Below are 18022 nucleotides of genomic sequence, written 5' to 3' on the forward strand. Positions count from 1 at the left end.
TCATGTCAACGAACGCTGAGTTCACTGCCAAGACCCGCACCGGCCGCATCACCAACTTCGTGGATTCCCGCGTGGGTGGTTCGGCCATCGTCAAGGAATTCGGCCGCAAGGTCTTCCCTGACCACTGGTCATTCATGTTCGGTGAAGTCGCCCTGTACACCTTCGTACTGCTGGTGCTTTCCGGAACGTTCCTGACCTTCTTCTTCGATCCGTCGATGACCCACATCACCTACAACGGCTCCTACGTGCCGTTGAAGGGCACCGGGATGTCGGTGGCCATGCAGTCCACCATGGACATCTCCTTCGATGTGCGCGGCGGTCTGTTCATGCGCCAGATCCACCACTGGTCCGCGCTGCTGTTCGTGGCCTCGGTTTCGGTGCACATGCTGCGCGTGTTCTTCACCGGTGCGTTCCGTCGCCCGCGCGAACTGAACTGGGTCGTCGGCTGTGTGCTGTTGATCCTGGGCCTGGCCGCCGGCTTCACCGGCTACTCGCTGCCCGATGACCTGCTCTCCGGTAACGGTCTGCGCATCATCGACGGCGTGATCAAGGCGCTGCCGATCGTTGGTACCTACATCTCGATGTTCTTCTTCGGTGGCGAGTTCCCGGGCGAGGACGTTATCCCGCGCCTGTACTCGCTGCACATCATGGTCGTGCCGGCGCTGATCATCATGATGGTGGTTATCCACCTGTTCATGGTTGTCACCCACAAGCACACCCAGTACCCCGGCCCGGGCCGCACCAACAACAACGTTGTCGGCTTCCCGGTTGGCCCGGTGTACGCTGCCAAGGCTGGTGGATTCTTCTTCATCATCTTCGGCATCGTGGCCTTCATCGCAGGCTTCTTCCAGATCAACGCGATCTGGAACTACGGTCCGTACGACCCCTCCCCGGTGTCGGCCGGTACCCAGCCTGACTGGTACATCGGTTTCGTTGACGGCGCCCTGCGTCTGATGCCCGGCGTGCTTGGCAACTTCTCGTTCGAATGGGTCATTCCGTTCCCGTGGGGCGACAACACCCTGGTGCTCTCGGTGCTGCTGCCGGCCCTGGTTCCGGCAGGCATCCTGTTCGCGGTCATGTTCGCCTGGCCGTGGATCGAACGCTGGGTCACCAAGGACAACCGCGAGCACCACGTGCTGGACCGTCCGCGCAACGCGCCGTTCCGCACCGCCGTGGGCATGGCCGGTGTGGTCTGGTACTGCACCATGTGGGCCGCTGCGTCTTCGGACCTGATGGCCACCCACTTCCATGTGTCGCTGAACGACGTGACCTACTGGCTGCGCGTGCTGTTCATCGTGGGACCGTTCGTCGCGTTCTTCGTGACCCGCCGCATCTGCCTCTCGCTGCAGCGCAAGGACCGGGAAACCGTCCTGCACGGCCGCGAGACCGGCACCATCCAGATGTCGCCGGAGGGCGGCTTCGCGGAGAAGCATGAGGAGCTGGATGCGTACACCCTGTACCATCTGACCAACTTCGAGGACCGCAAGTTCATCCCGGCCGAGCCGGACGCTGCAGGACACATCTCCCGCCAGGAGAAGCGTCGTGCGAAGTGGTCGAAGTTCTTCTTCGAAGATCGCGTCGCCCCGGTCACCCCGAAGGAGCTGGAAGCAGCACACGCTGCCCACGGCCACCATGAGGTCGAAGGTGCAACCGACAGCGCATCCATCGAGAAGTAAGCTCGAAACGCATTAGTCACATCTAAAACGGTGGGACCCGCAGCCAGCGGGCCCCACCGTTTTCGTTTAACCACTGGCCACTACCCCACCATGGCCAACCCAAGGCCAGCGCTTGGCGGCGGCTCAGCAAGCCTCCGGCCCGCCGCGCGCCGATCCCCCTGCAGGAACCGGTGCGGGCCACTGCACGGAAACCGGTGCGCTGGCCACCGACACCGCTGCTGGCACTACGGTGTGGGAAAAGCCTCTACTGAACTCCGCCGCCGGTATCGTCCCGACCCGTCAGGCGCTCACTGAGATGATCCAACGCCAGCGCGACCTGCCCTGGATCCCGCAAAAATCCCAGATGGCCCAGCTGCAGTCGCTGCGCGGGCCAGCCGGATCCCACCGCCCGCTCCCAGTCCCCCAGATAACCGTCGCTCAGCAGAAGATATCCAGCCGCGGCCTGCGCGCTCCAGCCTGCGGGCACGGGAAGACGTTCATCCACGTAGGACGCCGCCACACGCGGACAGTGCTCATCCAGCTGCGCGAAGTCCGCATCACTGTCCACCAGGGCCCGCACGCTCGCCCGCGGCCACCAGCGCGACCAGCGCGGTAGCAGGCCTGCCTCCGCCCTGCCCCGCAGGGGCTCTCCCAGTGTCGCGGGCACCAGCGCCAGGCTGCGGCCATCAAACGGCGGCAAAATGGCATCCAGGAAGATGGCACGGGTTCCAGGAAAACGGTCCAGCAGGGAAGGTAGATAGGCGCCCGCGTTGGAGTGGGCGATCACGAGCACGGGCTCCGCCTCAACCTTGAGCCGGAGCCCATCCAACGCCGCTGAGTACTGTTCAAGCGCCTCTTTGGCCCCTTCGCCGGGATCAGCGCCCTGAACCTCCACTTGATGTCCTCGGCCCGTCAGCTGTTCGGCCAGGGGCAGCAGGGCGCTTGGTTGCAGAAAGATGCTCGTGAGCAGGAGCAGGCATGCCATGGCGCTGAGATTATCAGCTGCGGCAACGAGATGTACACGGCGGATCCCCTAGCACCGCCGCCAGGGGCTTGGAGGCGTTTGCACGCCGGACGGGAGGGCGAATACCTAGAAGGAGGTGGAATAACGCGGCGTGCGGGTCCCCAAGCGCTGCAGTGGCACGAAGAGCTTGTAGCGGTCCGAACGGTAGAGCGAGACCGAGTAGTCGGCCAGGCGTTCGCCGATGTAGGCGTAGCGGGTGATCTGCAGCAGCGGGAACCCGTCTTCCACGGCCAGCAGTTGGGCCTGTGCGGGGCTGGCGGCCGTGCTCTCGACCTGATCCTCGCCCCACTCCAAGAGGATGCCATAGCGCTCATGCAGTGTTTGGTAGAGCTTCGAGGGTGGCTGCCCGTCGACGAAACCGGGGACCAGGTCGGCCGGCATGTAGTTCTCGTCCAGACTCATGGGGGTCCCATCCGCCAGCAGCAGACGCTTGAAGCGCACCACGGGTGTCCCCTCGTCGACCATCAGCTGGCTGGCCAGGTGGGCGGACGCCTTGATTTCGTCGAACTTCAGCACGTGGGCGTCCGGGACCATGCCGCGGCGCATCATGTCCTCGCTGTAGGAGTGCAGACGGACCCGCAGGTCCATTTTCTCCGGAACCACGAACGTGCCGATCCCGACGACGCGTTTGAGCACCTGTTCGTCCACCAGCGCGTCGATGGCCTGACGGATGGTTTTGCGTGCGACCCCAAAGTGCTCGGCCAGTTCACGTTCCGGCGGCAGCTTGAAGCCCGGCTCGCACGACTCCCGGGCGTGGGTCTTGAGGATGCGTCGGATCTGCCGGTACTTGCTCTCGCTCGATTCTGGGTCGAGGCGGGCCGTGACGGCCGGCTGCGGCGCGTAGCGCATGGCCAGCTCCTTCCACTGGGTCTTCTCCCATTAAACGCCATCTCGGTGGCCTGGCGACAACGCCCGGCTACGGCTGGGTTAAATGAGAAAGGGCGACGAGTTCGAAAACTCGTCGCCCTTTCTCAGTTTACTTAGTGAGCGTGCTTGCCACGGCTGAATTCGTTGACCCAGCCGACCACGCCGATGATGGCCAGGCCAGCACCGATGTAGAAGACCCACCAGCCAACGGCCAGACCCAGGAAGCTGATACCAGCTGCCGAGGCCAGAACCAGCGGCCACCAGCTCCACGGTGCGAACAGGCCGATGTCGCCTGCGTTCTCGTGGATCTCGCCGTCAACACGGTCCTCGGGACGGATGCCGACGTTCTTGGCGGTCATCTTCAGGTACCAGCCGACCATGCCGGACATGGCGGCGAGCATCAGCAGGGCCAGCATGCCGACCCATTCTTCCCAGTTGACCATGTAGCCGTAAACGATGGCTACCGGAGTGAAGAAGAAGATTCCGCCCATGAAGAGCCAGGATTCAATTTTCATTCTTACTTGTCCTTCTGGTCAGCCGGGCCGAAGATCTTCGCGACCGGGTTTTCCGGAGTAGCACGTCCGTTCAGTTCCGGGTGGTGCAGGTCCAGGGCCGGACGCTCAGAGCGGATCCGCGGGATCGAGTGGAAGTTGTGACGCGGCGGCGGGCAGGAAGTTGCCCATTCCAGCGATGCGCCGAAGCCCCACGGATCATCAACGGTGACCTTCTTGGCCTGACGGTGGGTGATCCAAACGTTCCAGAAGAACGGGATCATCGAGATGCCAAGGACGAAGGAGAACACGGTGGAAACCTGGTTCATCATGGTGAACCCGTCTTCCGGCATGTAGTCGGCGTAGCGACGCGGCATGCCGATGACGCCCAGCCAGTGCTGGATCAGGAAGGTGCCGTGGAAGCCGATGAACAGCAACCAGAAGTGGATCTTGCCCAGACGCTCGTTGAGCATGTGCCCGGTCCACTTCGGCCACCAGAAGTAGAAGCCGGCGAACATGGCGAACACAACGGTACCGAAGACCACGTAGTGGAAGTGTGCCACCACGAAGTAGGTGTCAGACACGTGGAAGTCCAGGGCCGGAGCCGAGAGGATAATACCGGTCAGACCACCGAACAGGAAGGTCACCAGGAAGCCGATGCTCCACAGCATCGGGGTTTCGAAGGTGATCGAACCGCGCCACATGGTGCCGATCCAGTTGAAGAACTTCACGCCGGTCGGAACCGCGATCAGCATGGTCATGAAGCCGAAGAACGGAAGCATGACGGCACCGGTCACGTACATGTGGTGAGCCCACACCGAAACCGAGAGGGCGGCAATGGCGATGGTCGCGAAGACCAGGCCCTTGTAGCCGAAGATCGGCTTGCGGCTGAAGACCGGGAAGATCTCCGAAACGATGCCGAAGAACGGCAGCGCGATGATGTACACCTCGGGGTGACCGAAGAACCAGAACAGGTGCTGCCAGAGCACCGCTCCCCCGTTATCCGGATCAAAGATGTGTGCACCCAGACGACGGTCGGCACCCAGTGCGAACAGCGCAGCTGCCAGCGGCGGGAAGGCCATCAGGATCAGGATCGAGGTGATCAGGGTGTTCCAGGTGAAGATCGACATGCGCCACATGGTCATGCCAGGTGCGCGCAGGCAGATGATGGTGGTAATGAAGTTCACTGCACCCAGGATGGTGCCGAAGCCGGACAGTGCCAGACCGAAGACCCACAGGTCACCACCGACGCCCGGAGAGAACGTGGTGTTGGACAGCGGTGCGTAAGCGAACCAACCGAAGCTCGCGGCGCCCTGAGGAGTCAGGTAGCCGGCCAGGGCAATGGTCGAACCCAGCGAGAAGAACCAGAACGCCAGGGCGTTCAGGCGAGGGAACGCCACGTCGGGCGAACCAATCTGCAGGGGCATCATCACGTTCGCGAAGCCCGCAAACAGCGGGGTGGCGAACATCAGCAGCATCACGGTGCCGTGCATGGTGAACAGCTGGTTGTACTGTTCCTTGGTCTGCACGATCTGCATGCCCGGCTCAAAGAGCTCGGCACGGATCAGCAGTGCCATCACACCACCGATGCAGAAGAACACAAACGAAGAAATGAGGTACATGTACCCAATCTTCTTGTGGTCCGTGCTGGTGATGTAGTCAACGAAGATGCGTCCCTTTGACCTCGGGACGACGGCCGAGTTGATGCTCTTCACATCATCGGTCGCGTATTCAAAAGTTGTCATGACCGGTTACTCTCCTTCCCCTTGTCCTTCGTGCTCGACGACCACGGAGTTAACCTTGTTCGGCTGACGGTCATATTCCTCGCCGAGGTGTCCGTCTTCCAGCTTCGCCATCTGGGCCTTGAACTCGGCCTCGCTGACGACCTTGACGTTGAACAGCATCTCGGAGTGGTACTCGCCGCAAAGCTCGGCGCACTTACCGTCGAAGGTGCCCTCAACCTGCGGGGTGAGGTACATGTAGTTGGTGCGGCCCGGAATCATGTCCAGCTTCTGCACGAACGCCGGCACCCAGAACGAGTGGATGACGTCGCGGCTGTTCAGTTCCAGGGTGACAGTCTTGTTGACCGGCAGGTACAGGGTCGGCAGGGTCTCCTGGGCGCCGGCCGAGCCGTCCTCGTTCAGGTGAGCCTGCTTGCCAGCGAAGTACTTCTCCTGGCCGTCGTACGAGTAGTTGAAGTCCCAGGCCCACTGCTTGGCGCGGACGTCGACGACAACTTCGGAATCGACCTTGGTGTTGATTGCCTTTTCAACGTTGTTGTTGAAGCTAAAGAAGACCAACACCAGAACCAGCGGAATGGCGGTGTAGAAAATCTCGATTGGCAGGTTGTAGCTGATCTGACGCGGGTAGCCAGTATCGGACTTACGGCGGCGGTAGGCCACGACACACCAGAGCATCAAGCCCCAGGTCAAAACACCGATCACGGTCACAGCGATCCACGAGTTAACCCATAGATCCTGAATCATCCCGGTGTGGTTGGTGGTGTCACGCTCCACGTTCGGGAGCCAACCGCGCTTTACCTCCGCTGAACATCCCGTCAACAGCAGTGCGCCAGTACCTACCAAAGCCATGACTTTGGCTTTGGCAGATCCGCGACTGCCGGTTCGGTCTTGCGAACTCACAGACGGCCCTTCCTCTTTGTTGGTGCAGAATGTGTGGTCTTCGTAGGTCATCCCGCGTTTACGAGTGTGTCCCGTGAGCTGGCCCACGAAGCGAAACATAGTTTTACTACTTAATGTAGAGCTTACCCTCTCAAGCCCCTGAATGCAGAAAAACACCTCTGTTCCAACGAAAGTTTCTTAAACGTTTGAACAGAGGTGTTAGTTCCCGCTGATTTAGTGGAAAGAGTCCCCGCAGGCACAGGATCCGCCAGCCGACGGGTTGTCGATGGTGAAGCCCTGCTTGGAGATGGTGTCCTCGAAGTCGATGGAGGCGCCATTGAGATATGGGACACTCATCTTGTCGACGATCACTTCCACGCCGTCGAACTCGCGCACGTGGTCCCCGTCGAGCATGCGCTCATCGAAGTACAGCTGGTAGATCAGGCCCGAGCAGCCCCCGGGCTGTACGGCGATGCGCAGACGCAGGTCGTCGCGGCCTTCCTGGTCCAGAAGTGAGCGCACCTTTTCGGCGGCCACGTCGCTGAGGTTCACCTCGTGGGTCGGCAACTCGGTGGCGTCGCCCTTGACATCATTTGCTGGTGCAGTCATGTTTCTCCTCCCATACTGCAGTGGTGCGCCCTGCCCCGGTTCGTGGGGTGAAGATGTGCACCTCTCCTCTAGTTTCTATCGTACGACTCATCTGGGAATTCGCACCCATGTTTGTTTCACACTATGAGCCGATTCATAGCCGGGCGGGCTCTACAGCCCTTCGCTGTCCAGCCGGGCCAGCAGCAGCGCCTCGGCAACGATCGCGTTCTTGAAGTCCCCCAGGTGCAGCGACTCGTTGGCCGAGTGGGCCCGCGAGTCAGGATCCTCCACGCCGGTCACAAGGATCTGAGCTTGTGGGAAGACCTCGAGCAGGTCGGCGATGAATGGGATGGATCCGCCCAAACCCATGCTCACCGGTTCGGTCCCCCAGGCCTGGGCCAGGGCCCACTGCGCCTTTTCGTTCGCCGCCGCACGCAGGTCCGCCTGGTAGGCGCTGCCCGCCTCGGTGGCGGTGAAGGTGACTTCGGCTCCGCGCACGTCCTGGGCCAGGATGTGCTCCTCCAGCGCCTTCAGTGCCGCTGCCGAGTCCTGCCCGGGTGCCAGTCGCATCGACACCTTGAACCGCGTGCGCGGGATCAGGGTATTGGAGGAATGGTCAACGCTGGGCATATCCATTCCAATGACGCTCAGCGCCGGTTTATTCCACAGCCGGTCGGTGATCTTGCCGGTTCCGGCCAGGGACATCGAGTCCAGCAGGCCCGAATCGGCGCGGAACTGCTCCTCGGAGTAGTCCACGTCGGCGTGGTCGTTGGAGACGAGCCCGGGTACGGCAACGGCCCCGTTCTCATCGTGCAATGAGGAGATCAGCTTGGCGGCCAGCAACGGGGCATCGAGCACCGGCCCGCCGAACATGCCCGAGTGCACGGCATGCGTCATGGACCGGACCTCGATCTCGGCGGCGGCCATGCCGCGCAGCGAGGAGGTCAGCGCCGGGGTGCCCACGGCCCAGTTCGAGGAATCGGCCACGATGATCACGTCGGCTGCCAGCTTGTCCTGGTGCGCCTCCAGGAAGTTGCGGAACGACGGGGAGCCGGCCTCTTCCTCACCCTCGAAGAAGAAGGTCACCCCGACACCGAAGTCGGCGACCCGGTCCAGCACGGCGCGCAGCGCGGCAACGTGCACCATGATGCCGGCCTTGTCATCCGCGGCACCACGGCCAAAGAGCCGGTCCCCGACACGGGTGGCCTCAAAGGCCGGGGTGTTCCAGTCCGCTGGGTCTCCGGGGGGCTGTACGTCGTGGTGGGCGTAGAGCAGGATGGTGGGCTTGCCGGGTTTGGCTGTGCGGCGGGCCACCACCGCCGGGCTGCCCATGGTTCCCTCATCGGTGGGTTCGCGCAGGATCTCCACGCTGTCCACCCCGATGGCCTCCACCAGTGCGGCCACGGCCTGGGCGCTTTGCTCCAGGTTTGCCGGGTCGAAGGATTCCCAGGCGATGCCGGGGATTGCCACCAGCTCGGTCAGTTCGGTGAGGATCTTCTCGAAGTTGGCCTCGACGTGCTCGCGCAGGCCGGCGATGTCCACCCCGTGGGCGGCCGCTGCGGCCGAAGTGTTACTAGTCATGCTTCCAAGCCTAACAACCGATCAAGTCCGGCCAATGTCACGTCACAGCCGCGGAACCGATAGGATGGGCGGGTGTTTGGACGTAAGAAGGAAGAACCTCAGCCCCCGCAAGAGCAGGCCCCAGAGACGCTGGCCTCGCCCGATGGCCGCAAGAGCGGCCCCACCCCGAAGCGCAGCCAGCAGCAGGCACGCCACCAGCGTCCGCTGGTGCCCAATGACCGCAAGCAGGCCAAGGAGATGGAGCGCAAGCGCCGCATCGAGGCTCAGCAGCGTCTGCGTATCGCCAATGAAACCGGTGATGAGCGCTATCTGATGCCGCGTGACAAGGGTCCGCAGAAGCGTTTTGCCCGCGACTTCATCGACTCGCGCTGGATGTTTAGCGAGTTCATGATGTTCATCATCCTGCTGTTCCTGGTCGCCTCCCTGGTGTTCAGCCAGAACCTGACGCTGCAGGTCTACGTGCAGTTCGGCCTGTACATCGTGTTGGGTGTGGTGATCATCGAAGGAATCCTCACCGGATGGCTGCTCAAGCGCGAGCTGGTCAAGCGCTTTGGCAAGCTCGAGCGCGGTGTCCGACTCTACGCCTTCATGCGCGGCATGCAGTTCCGCAAGCTGCGCCTGCCCAAGCCGCAGGTCAAGCGCGGTGCGAAGCTGAGCTGATCCAAGCACTCAGACATTAAAACAAGGAGGGTTCCTAGTGGAGCCCTCCTTGTTTTTGGCTTTGGGGCGAGGATCATGCCCACCTTGTGCCTTCGGCCCAGGACTGCCCCGTGAACACGCGTTTTATGCACAAAGCCATAGTTTTGTATCATTCAATACAAACCGTTAGCTTTGTGCACAGCCTGAGGTCGGTATTGCTTCTCCCCCGAGGACTACCGAGAACCGGTCTCAGACGACCAGTCAGTTTCCGGGCACAAGAAAAGGCGGGTGCCCGCTGGCACCCGCCGTCATCTTCAACTCGACTGGCCGTATCTGGGCACGACGAACTGGTGAGAACTCCTAGAGCATCTGCGCCAGCTCCCGGTTGATGTTCCGGGCCCAGAACGGTCCTTCATACAGGAACGCCGTGTATCCCTGCACCAGGTCCGCTCCGGCGTCCAGGCGCTGCTTGACGTCCTTCGCATCGCTCACCCCACCCACGGAGATGATCGCCATTTCGGCGGGCACCAGTTCGCGCAGCTGGCGCAGTACCTGCAGGGAGCGTTCCTTCAGCGGGGCACCGGACAGTCCCCCGGCCCCGATGTCCTGGACGCGCGCCGAGTTACTGACCAGCCCCTCGCGACCGATGGTGGTGTTCGTGGCAATGATGCCGTCCAGTTCCAGTTCAATGGCCAGGCGTGCCACATCGGCCACGTCCTCGTCGCTGAGGTCCGGGGCGATCTTCACCAGCAACGGCACGTGCCGGCCGGCCACCGCATCGGCCTTGGCCCCCACCTGCTCCAGCAGCGGACGCAGGGAATCCACGCTCTGCAGCAAACGCAGCCCCGGGGTGTTCGGGCTGGAGACGTTCACCACCAGGTAGTCGGCGTGGTTCGCCAGCTGGCGGGTGGATTCCAGATAGTCGCCGACCGCGTCCTCCAGTTCGACCAGCTTGGTCTTGCCGATGTTCACGCCAACGACCGGACGGTGCCGGCGGTAATCGGCCTTCAGCTGCTGCCGGGCGGTGGCCACCCGGGCGGCGACGACCTCGGCGCCCTCGTTGTTGAACCCCATCCGGTTGATCACCGCGCGGTCCTCCACCAGGCGGAAGAGCCGCGGGGTCGGATTGCCCGGCTGGGCCTGACCGGTGACGGTGCCGATCTCCACGTGCCCGAACCCGATGTCGCTCAGCGCCAGGATGCCGGTGGCGCCCTTGTCGAAGCCGGCGGCCAGGCCAAAGGGCGAAGGGAAGTCGATGCCCATCACCGTGCGGCGCAGCTTCGGGTCGGGAGCAAAGAACTTGCGGGTCAGCTTGCTCAATCCGACACGCTGCGCCAGCTTGATGGCGTCAAAGGCGAAGTGGTGGGCCTTCTCCGGATCCATCTTGGTGAAGACGTGCTTGAAAACCAGGGGGTAAATGCGCATGGTTTCAATTTTCGCCGCTGGCCAGTGCGCTTGCCAAATTCTTTACCGGCTAGGCTGGTGCCATGAGCGGTCTGCACGGTATTCCATCAAGCCAGTGGCCGGATTTCTTGACCAGCACGGATCCCGGCGGTTGGGCCGCCGACCCGTTGGGCGAGGGCTTTGAGCACACCACCTTGAACCTAGGCGTTGATGGGGAGGGCCCGGTGTTGGGCACTTTGGTCCGCTATGTGCCGAAGCAGCCGCCCCCGGGCGATCCGGAAGAGCGCGGCATCCTGCTCAGCGTCCATGGCTGGAGCGACTACTTCTACAACCGCGAGCTGGCCGAATTCTGGCGGGCCGCCGGCTACCGCTTCTACGCCCTGGACCTGCGCCGCTATGGGCGCAGCCTGCGCAGCGAGCACCAGCGTCCCGGCTATGTGGAGCACCTGGCCGAATACCACCAGGAGCTGGACGCGGCCGCGGAGCTGCTCACGGCCGAGCACCCGGGGCTGCCGCTGCTGGTGCAGGGCCATTCCCTGGGCGGGCTGATCATCAGCCTCTGGGCCCAGCAGTCCACCGCCAAGCTGGCCGGGCTGGTGCTCAACGCCCCGTGGCTGGAATTCCAGGGCACCCAGTTCCTGCGGATACCGGCCCAGGGGCTGATGGAGGCGATGGCCCGGCGCTCCCCCACACGCACCCTGCACCTGCCCGAACTGGACCACTACTGGCTCTCGCTCTCCCAGGACGGGCACGGGGAATGGGACATCCACCCGCTGTGGCGTCCCCGGCACGCGTTCCGTCCCACCGTGGGCTGGATGCGCACGGTGCTCGAGGCGCACGCGAAGGTGGCCAAGGGGCTGGACCTGGAGCTGCCGGTGCTGGTGCTCACCAGCGCCCAGTCGCACTTCGGGGCCAGCTATGATCCGCTGATGCAGCGCACCGATTCGGTGGTGGACGTGAATCTGGTGCGCCAGCGCAGCCTGAAGCTGGGCAGCTTCGTCACCAATGCGATCATCACCGACGCGATGCACGACGTGTTCACCTCATCCGCCGGGCCGCGCGCCGAATCCTATGCGAAGGTCCGGCGGTGGCTGCACCTGCTGCAGGGCGCAAGCTAGCCGGCGCCGCGCCAGTTTTCCCCTGGCGGAGTGCGCTTAGCTGTGGGCCGGTGCGGCCTCGGGCTGGGGCTTGTCCACCGCGCCACCGTAGCGGCGGTCGCGTTGCGCGTACTGTTCGACGGCCTTGAACAAGGTGGTGCGGCCCACATCCGGCCACAGCTCGTCCAGGAACACCATTTCGGCGTACGCCGACTGCCAGAGCAAAAAGTTGCTGGTGCGCTGCTCCCCGGAGGTGCGCATGAACAAATCCACATCCGGCAGTTCCGGGGCGTGCAGGTAGCGGCCAATGGTTTTCTCGCTGATCCCGGAGGGCTTCAGCCGTCCGGCCTGCACGTCCTGGGCCATCAGGGTCATGGCGTCAGCCAGTTCGGCCCGTCCCCCGTAGTTCACGCACATGGTCAGCTGGCAGCCCAGGTTGTCTTCGGTGAGTTCCTCGGCGGCCTTCAGCTCGTTGATCACGCTCTTCCACAGCCGCGGTTCACGCCCGGACCAGCGGATGCGCACGCCCCAGGAGTTCAGGGTGTCGCGCTGGCGGCGCAGCACGTCGCGGGAGAAGCCCATCAAGAAGCGCACTTCCTCGGGGCTGCGCTTCCAGTTTTCGGTGGAGAACGCGTACACCGAGACGTACTTGATCCCCAGCTGCACGGCCCCGGCCATCACATCCAGCAGCGCGGCTTCCCCCGCCCGGTGTCCCTCGGTGCGCGGCAGCCCGCGCTGGTTCGCCCACCGGCCGTTGCCGTCCATCACGATCGCCACGTGCTGGGGCAGCACGGCGGCCGGGATGGAGGGCACCTGCGGATTCTGGGGGTGCGCATAGGGGCTGACCGGGCCGCGCTGGCCGGTGATCGGGGCGAGCTTCTTCATGTTCTCTCCACATGGCGTAGGGACTTCACGGCACGTTCCAGGTGCCACTGCAGGTAGTTGGCAACGATCTTGGCGCCCTGGTCGCGCGCCTTGGGCCCGGCGGTGGCCACCGTGTCCCAGTCCCCGGTCAGCAGCGCCTGCAGGTAACTGACGGTGACCGGGTGCGGGGAGGTGGAGCCCGGCGGGCGGCAGGCCGGGCAGACCACGCCGCCCAGCTGGATGTTCAGCGCCGAATGCGGACCGGGTTCACCGCAGCGCACGCAGTCGGTGAAGGAGGGGGCCCAGCCTGCCACGGACAGGGCGCGCAGGAGGTAGGAGTCCAGAATCGGACCGGGGTCCACGCTGCCGCGGGCCAGCAGCGCGATCGCCCCGTGCAGCAGCCGGTATTGGCGCATCGTGGAGTCGGCGTCCGCCTCCAGCAGCCGTTCGGCGGTTTCCACCATCGCGGTGGCCACCGTGTAGGCGGAGTAGTCGCCGACCAGTTTTTGCCCGTAGGGGTGGCGCAGCTGGGCCTGGGAGATGATGTCCAGGCTGCGGCCCATCACCACCTGGGCGTCGACCTCCATGAACGGTTCCAGGGTGGCGCCCATCCGCGAGGAGGTGCGCCGCACCCCCTTGGCCACGGCCCGGACCAGCCCGTTGGGGGTGATCAGGGTGATGATGCGGTCGGACTCGCCAAGCTTGTGGGTACGCAGAACAATGCCGCGGGTGCGGTAACTGCGTGATGCGAATCCAGATCTTGCCACACCCCCAATTATCGCACTTTTGCACCGCACCCGCGCACCACGGCTCGCCTGCCCGGGGCTGGGGCCGCACGGCACGGCGCCCCGCAGCGTTGCACGCTGCGGGGCGCCGGGTTGGTGGTGGTGCCGTTGGCCGGTGGGGCTACTGGGCGTCGCGGATGGCGCGGTTCACCGCGGAGACCACGGCCTTCAGTGAGGCGATGGTGGTGTTCGCGTCCATGCCCACACCCCACAGGATCCGGTCCCCGACCGCGCATTCAACGTAGGCGGCCGCCTGGGCGTTGCCGCCCTCGCTCAGCGCGTGCTCGGTGTAGTCCAGCACCCGCAAATCCACGCCGTCCTCGTTGAGCATCTTCACCAGTGCGGAGATCGGGCCGGTGCCCTCGGCGCTGCGCTCCTGGGCGTCGCCGTCCACCAGCAGCTTGGTGTGCAGCACGAAGCTGCCGTCCTCCGCGGATTCGGCGGTTGCCGAGGCGATCTTGTAGTACCCCCAGGGCTTGAGGCCATTGCCCTCGGCCACCGGCAGGTACTCGTCCTGGAAGACCTGCCAGATGGTCTGCGAGGAGACTTCCCCGCCCTCGGAATCGGTCTTCTTCTGGATCACCCCGGAGAATTCGATCTGGGCGCGGCGCGGCAGGTCCAGGTTGTAGTCGTTCTTCAGCAGGTAGGAGACCCCGCCCTTGCCGGACTGGGAGTTCACCCGGATCACGGCCTCATAGCTGCGCCCGATGTCCTTGGGGTCCACCGGCAGGTAGGGCACCGCCCAGACCAGGTCGTTGATGTCCTTGCCCTGGGCGGCGGCCTTGGCGTCCATCGCCTCCAGGCCCTTCTTGATGGCGTCCTGGTGGGAGCCGGAGAACGCGGTGAACACCAGGTCCCCGCCGTACGGGCTGCGCTCGGGCACCGGCAGCTGGTTGCAGTATTCCACGGTGCGTCGGATGTGGTCCATGTCGGAGAAGTCGATCTGCGGGTCCACGCCCTGGCCGAACATGTTCATGCCCAGGGTGATCAGGTCCACGTTGCCGGTGCGCTCCCCGTTGCCGAACAGGCAGCCCTCGATGCGGTCCGCGCCGGCCAGGTAGCCCAGCTCCGCGGCGGCCACCCCGGTGCCGCGGTCGTTGTGCGGGTGCAGGGAGAGGATGATCGACTCCCGGTTGGCCAGGTTGCGGTGCATCCACTCGATCGAGTCGGCGTACACGTTCGGGGTGGCCATCTCCACGGTGGCCGGAAGGTTCAGGATCACCTTGTTCTGCGGGCTGGCCTCCAGCACCTCGGCCACCGCCTCGCAGATGCGCTTGGCGAACTGGAGCTCGGTGCCGGTGTAGGACTCCGGGGAGTATTCGTAGGTGATCTTGGTGCCGCTAAGCTGCTCCTCATACTTCTTGCACAGCCGCGCACCCTGCACCGCGATGTCCACGATCCCGTCCTCGTCCTGGCGGAACACCACTTCGCGCTGCAGGATCGAGGTGGAGTTGTACAGGTGCACGATCGCCTGCTTGGCGCCTTCCAGCGCCTGGTAGGTGCGCTCGATCAGGTGTTCCCGGGATTGGGTGAGCACCTGGATGGTCACATCCTCGGGGATGCGGTCCTGTTCGATGAGCTGGCGCACGAAGTCGAAGTCGGTCTGCGAGGCCGAGGGGAAGCCCACCTCGATCTCCTTGAAGCCCATCTGCACCAGCAGGTCGAACATCTTGTGCTTGCGCTCGGGGCTCATCGGGTCGATCAGCGCCTGGTTGCCATCGCGCAGATCCACCGCGCACCAGCGCGGGGCCTTGGTGATGTACTTGTCTGGCCAGGTGCGATCGGGCAGGTTGACCTCGATCTGGTCCTGGAAGGGAACATACTTGTGGATTGGCATGTTCGAAGGCTTTTGCATGTTCTGCATTTCGGTATCCCCTGGACAATTGGTGGTTGTTTGTATGGGGCCGGATGAGGGCGAACTCCGCGACGAGGGGTCGGCCGTGGGACCACTAGCGGTCCGTTGGATCCTCGCAGCGGCTAAGTAGCAGTAGTAGCTCGAAATGCATTTTTCAAACATAGCACCGCCGGTGGGATGCGACGCAGTTGTTGCACGTTTATGTCACATTCCGGACGCCCGGCCCTGGACCGCGCCTTTCCCGGGCATGGCACAACCCCTGCCCGACCAGGTCGGACAGGGGTTGCGGCAGCCCGTGGCGGCGGGCTAGAAGCCGAGGCGGCCCAGCTGCTTCGGGTCGCGCTGCCAGTCCTTGGCCACCTTCACGTGCAGGTCCAGGTACACCTTGGTGCCCAGCAGCTTCTCGATCCCCTGCCGGGCGCGGGTGCCGACCTCACGCAGCCGGGCGCCGCCCTTGCCGATCACGATCGCCTTCTGGCTGGGCCGCTCCACGTACAGGCTCACGTGGATGTCCACCAGCGGGTTCTCCTTTGAGCGGCCCTCGCGCGGGGCCATCTCCTCGACGACCACGGCCAGCGAGTGCGGCAGCTCATCGCGCACCCCCTCCAGGGCGGCTTCGCGCACCAGCTCGGCGACCATCACGCTCTCCGGCTCGTCGGTCAGCTCCCCGTCCGGGTACAGCGGCGGGCCCAGCGGCAGCTGTTCGACCAGCACGTTGGCCACCTGCTCCACCTGGAAGTCCTTCACGGCGCTGACCGGGATGATCGCGGCGAACCCGTCGGGCCCGAAGTTTTCGTTGCCCAGCTCCGTGACCGCGATCAGCTGGGCGGCCAGGGTCTCGCGGTCCACCAGGTCGGCCTTGGTGACCAGGGCGACGATGGGCTTGCGCTTGAGCTGGGCGAGCTGGCTGGCGATGAACCGGTCCCCGGGGCCGATCTTCTCGTTGGCCGGCAGACAGAAGCCGATCGCGTCGACCTCGGAGAGGGTCTCGGCGACCAGGTCGTTCAGCCGCTGCCCCAGCAGGGTGCGCGGGCGGTGCAGCCCGGGGGTGTCCACCAGGATCAGCTGCGCGTCGGGGCGGTGCACGATCCCGCGGATGGTGTGCCGGGTGGTCTGCGGCTTGGCGGAGGTGATCGCGATCTTCTGCCCCACCAGGGCGTTGGTCAGCGTGGACTTGCCGGCGTTGGGCCGGCCCACGAAGGAGGTGAAGCCCGAACGGAAGTCCTCGGGCCAGCTGCCGGAGGCGGGAAGGTTGTTAGTCTCTGCCATTGGGTGATTCCTCTATGGTTTCTCTCTGGTCGGAAGCGCCGTGGTGCAGGCGCTCTACATGAATTTTGCCCACGCGGTTGCGCCGCCCGGACAGGGAGACGACTTCCAGGCGCAGCCCGTGGATCTCGGCCACCGAGCCGAGCACCGGCACCGATTCCAGGGCCTTGGAGATCAGCCCGCCCACGGTGTCCACGTCCTCCTCCTCGATGTCCATGTCGAAGAAGTCGGCCACGTCGTCGATCGAGGTGCCGGCCTGGGCGGTCAGCGTGCCGTCCGGGTTTTCCACCACGTCCGGGCGGGAGCGGTCGTATTCGTCGTCGATCTCCCCCACGATCTCCTCCAGCAGGTCCTCCAGGGTGATCAGCCCGGCGGTGCCGCCGTACTCGTCGACCACGATGGCCAGGTGGATGGACTCCTGCTGCAGTTCCTGCATCAGCTCGGCCGCGTTCTTCGATTCGGGCACGAAGCGCACCTTGCGGGCCAGTTCGCCCAGTGATTCGGCGCGCTGCAGCCCGTGCACCTCGCGGATCACGTCCTTGAGGTAGATGATCCCGCGGATGTCATCGGCGTCCTCCCCGGCCAGCGGGATGCGGGAGAAGCCCGAGGCCATGAACAAGTCCAGGGCCCGGTGGATGGTGGTGTCCGCGTCGAAGTAGACCATGTCGGTGCGCGGGACCATCACCGAGCGCACATTGGTTTCCTCCAGGTCCATCACCGAGGAGATCAGCTCCGCCGATTCCTCCTCCAGGTCCGCGCCCTCGCTGGCCCGGTCCACGATGTCACGCAGCCGGTCCTTGTCCAGGTAGGTGTCCTCATGGCTGGAGCCCGAGGGGGCCAGCGCCTTGCCGATGGAGGCCAGCCAGTTGGTCACCGGCCCCAGCAGCACGCGCAGCAGGCGCACCAGCGGGGCGGTGCTGCGCACCACGGAGGCCGCGTTCGCCCGCCCGTAGCGGCGCGGGGAGACCGAGACCAGCACGAAGCCCAGCCCCGCCATGGTGATGGTGGCCAGCAGCCCGGCCAGCCAGATGTTGTGGATAAAGCGGGAGAAGACCAGGGCGATGGCCACCGCGGAAGCGGTTTCGAACCACATCCGCCAGAAGCGGATGGACTGGGCGTGGGATTCGCTGTCGTCCAGGATCCGGGTCAGCGCCTTGGAGTTCGAGTCGTTGCGCAGTTTTTCCGCCGTGTGGCGGGAGAGGGCATAAAAGGCCGAATCCGCTGCCGTGAGAACCGCCGCGCAGGCGAGGAAGATCAGGGCAGCGATCACTAAAACGGTGCTCAC

Annotated in this window: 16 protein-coding genes; 3 read left to right on the top strand and 13 right to left on the bottom strand. The window is 64.4% G+C overall.

What is annotated here, in order from left to right; translation table 11 throughout:
• Positions 1 to 2: 2 nt before the first annotated feature.
• Entirely contained in the window at positions 3 to 1676 is a 1674-nt protein-coding gene (locus FDN03_RS03170; protein WP_138174007.1) for a cytochrome b, read from the top strand.
• Between the two features lie 244 nt (positions 1677 to 1920).
• Here FDN03_RS03170 and FDN03_RS03175 read toward each other — a convergent pair whose 3' ends face one another.
• The 7 genes from FDN03_RS03175 to FDN03_RS03205 all read right to left on the bottom strand — a co-directional run bounded on the left by FDN03_RS03175 (position 1921) and on the right by FDN03_RS03205 (position 8827).
• A complete protein-coding gene (locus FDN03_RS03175) occupies positions 1921 to 2640 on the bottom strand; it encodes a hypothetical protein (protein ID WP_138174009.1) in 720 nt (239 codons plus the stop codon).
• Between the two features lie 105 nt (positions 2641 to 2745).
• Positions 2746 to 3528: a GntR family transcriptional regulator gene (locus tag FDN03_RS03180; RefSeq protein WP_138174011.1), complete on the bottom strand. Its 783-nt coding sequence runs from the start codon at positions 3526 to 3528 to the stop codon at positions 2746 to 2748.
• Between the two features lie 131 nt (positions 3529 to 3659).
• Entirely contained in the window at positions 3660 to 4061 is a 402-nt protein-coding gene (locus tag FDN03_RS03185; RefSeq protein WP_054820881.1) for a cytochrome c oxidase subunit 4, read from the bottom strand.
• Between the two features lie 2 nt (positions 4062 to 4063).
• Entirely contained in the window at positions 4064 to 5782 is a 1719-nt protein-coding gene (gene ctaD, locus FDN03_RS03190) for a cytochrome c oxidase subunit I (protein WP_054820880.1), read from the bottom strand.
• Positions 5783 to 5788: 6 nt separating this feature from the next.
• Positions 5789 to 6679: a cytochrome c oxidase subunit II gene (gene coxB, locus FDN03_RS03195; protein ID WP_138174273.1), complete on the bottom strand. Its 891-nt coding sequence runs from the start codon at positions 6677 to 6679 to the stop codon at positions 5789 to 5791.
• 213 nt (positions 6680 to 6892) lie between these two features.
• Entirely contained in the window at positions 6893 to 7267 is a 375-nt protein-coding gene (locus FDN03_RS03200; protein WP_054820879.1) for an iron-sulfur cluster assembly accessory protein, read from the bottom strand.
• Positions 7268 to 7417: 150 nt separating this feature from the next.
• Positions 7418 to 8827, bottom strand: coding sequence for a dipeptidase (locus FDN03_RS03205; protein WP_138174013.1), 1410 nt, complete (start codon positions 8825 to 8827; stop codon positions 7418 to 7420).
• 72 nt (positions 8828 to 8899) lie between these two features.
• Between FDN03_RS03205 and FDN03_RS03210 the strand changes: the two genes are divergently transcribed.
• On the top strand, positions 8900 to 9487 hold the full coding sequence (locus FDN03_RS03210) for a DUF3043 domain-containing protein (RefSeq protein ID WP_138174015.1): 588 nt from the start codon (positions 8900 to 8902) through the stop codon (positions 9485 to 9487).
• Between the two features lie 339 nt (positions 9488 to 9826).
• On the opposite strand, the gene FDN03_RS03215 is transcribed toward FDN03_RS03210, so the two are convergent.
• Positions 9827 to 10891, bottom strand: coding sequence for a quinone-dependent dihydroorotate dehydrogenase (locus tag FDN03_RS03215; protein WP_138174017.1), 1065 nt, complete (start codon positions 10889 to 10891; stop codon positions 9827 to 9829).
• A gap of 62 nt (positions 10892 to 10953) precedes the next feature.
• On the opposite strand from FDN03_RS03215, the gene FDN03_RS03220 reads away from it, so the two are divergent.
• Positions 10954 to 11988, top strand: a complete 1035-nt coding sequence (locus FDN03_RS03220; RefSeq protein WP_138174019.1) for an alpha/beta hydrolase — start codon at positions 10954 to 10956, stop codon at positions 11986 to 11988.
• Positions 11989 to 12024: 36 nt separating this feature from the next.
• On the opposite strand, the gene FDN03_RS03225 is transcribed toward FDN03_RS03220, so the two are convergent.
• The 5 genes from FDN03_RS03225 to FDN03_RS03245 all read right to left on the bottom strand — a co-directional run bounded on the left by FDN03_RS03225 (position 12025) and on the right by FDN03_RS03245 (position 18022).
• Positions 12025 to 12852, bottom strand: a complete 828-nt coding sequence (locus tag FDN03_RS03225) for an isoprenyl transferase (RefSeq protein ID WP_138174021.1) — start codon at positions 12850 to 12852, stop codon at positions 12025 to 12027.
• On the bottom strand, positions 12849 to 13598 hold the full coding sequence (gene recO, locus FDN03_RS03230) for a DNA repair protein RecO (RefSeq protein WP_138174023.1): 750 nt from the start codon (positions 13596 to 13598) through the stop codon (positions 12849 to 12851). Before recO ends, FDN03_RS03225 begins: the two co-directional genes overlap by 4 nt.
• Positions 13599 to 13737: 139 nt before the next feature.
• Complete coding sequence (leuA, locus tag FDN03_RS03235; protein ID WP_138174025.1) at positions 13738 to 15480, bottom strand: 2-isopropylmalate synthase; 1743 nt, start codon at positions 15478 to 15480, stop codon at positions 13738 to 13740.
• 297 nt (positions 15481 to 15777) lie between these two features.
• Positions 15778 to 16740 (bottom strand): GTPase Era, encoded by a 963-nt coding sequence (gene era, locus FDN03_RS03240; protein WP_138174027.1) that lies wholly within the window; start codon positions 16738 to 16740, stop codon positions 15778 to 15780.
• Positions 16727 to 18022, bottom strand: coding sequence for a hemolysin family protein (locus tag FDN03_RS03245; RefSeq protein WP_138174029.1), 1296 nt, complete (start codon positions 18020 to 18022; stop codon positions 16727 to 16729). Before FDN03_RS03245 ends, era begins: the two co-directional genes overlap by 14 nt.

The sequence above is a fragment of the Glutamicibacter sp. V16R2B1 genome (genome assembly GCF_005774635.1).
In the GTDB taxonomy this organism is placed as follows: domain Bacteria; phylum Actinomycetota; class Actinomycetes; order Actinomycetales; family Micrococcaceae; genus Glutamicibacter; species Glutamicibacter creatinolyticus.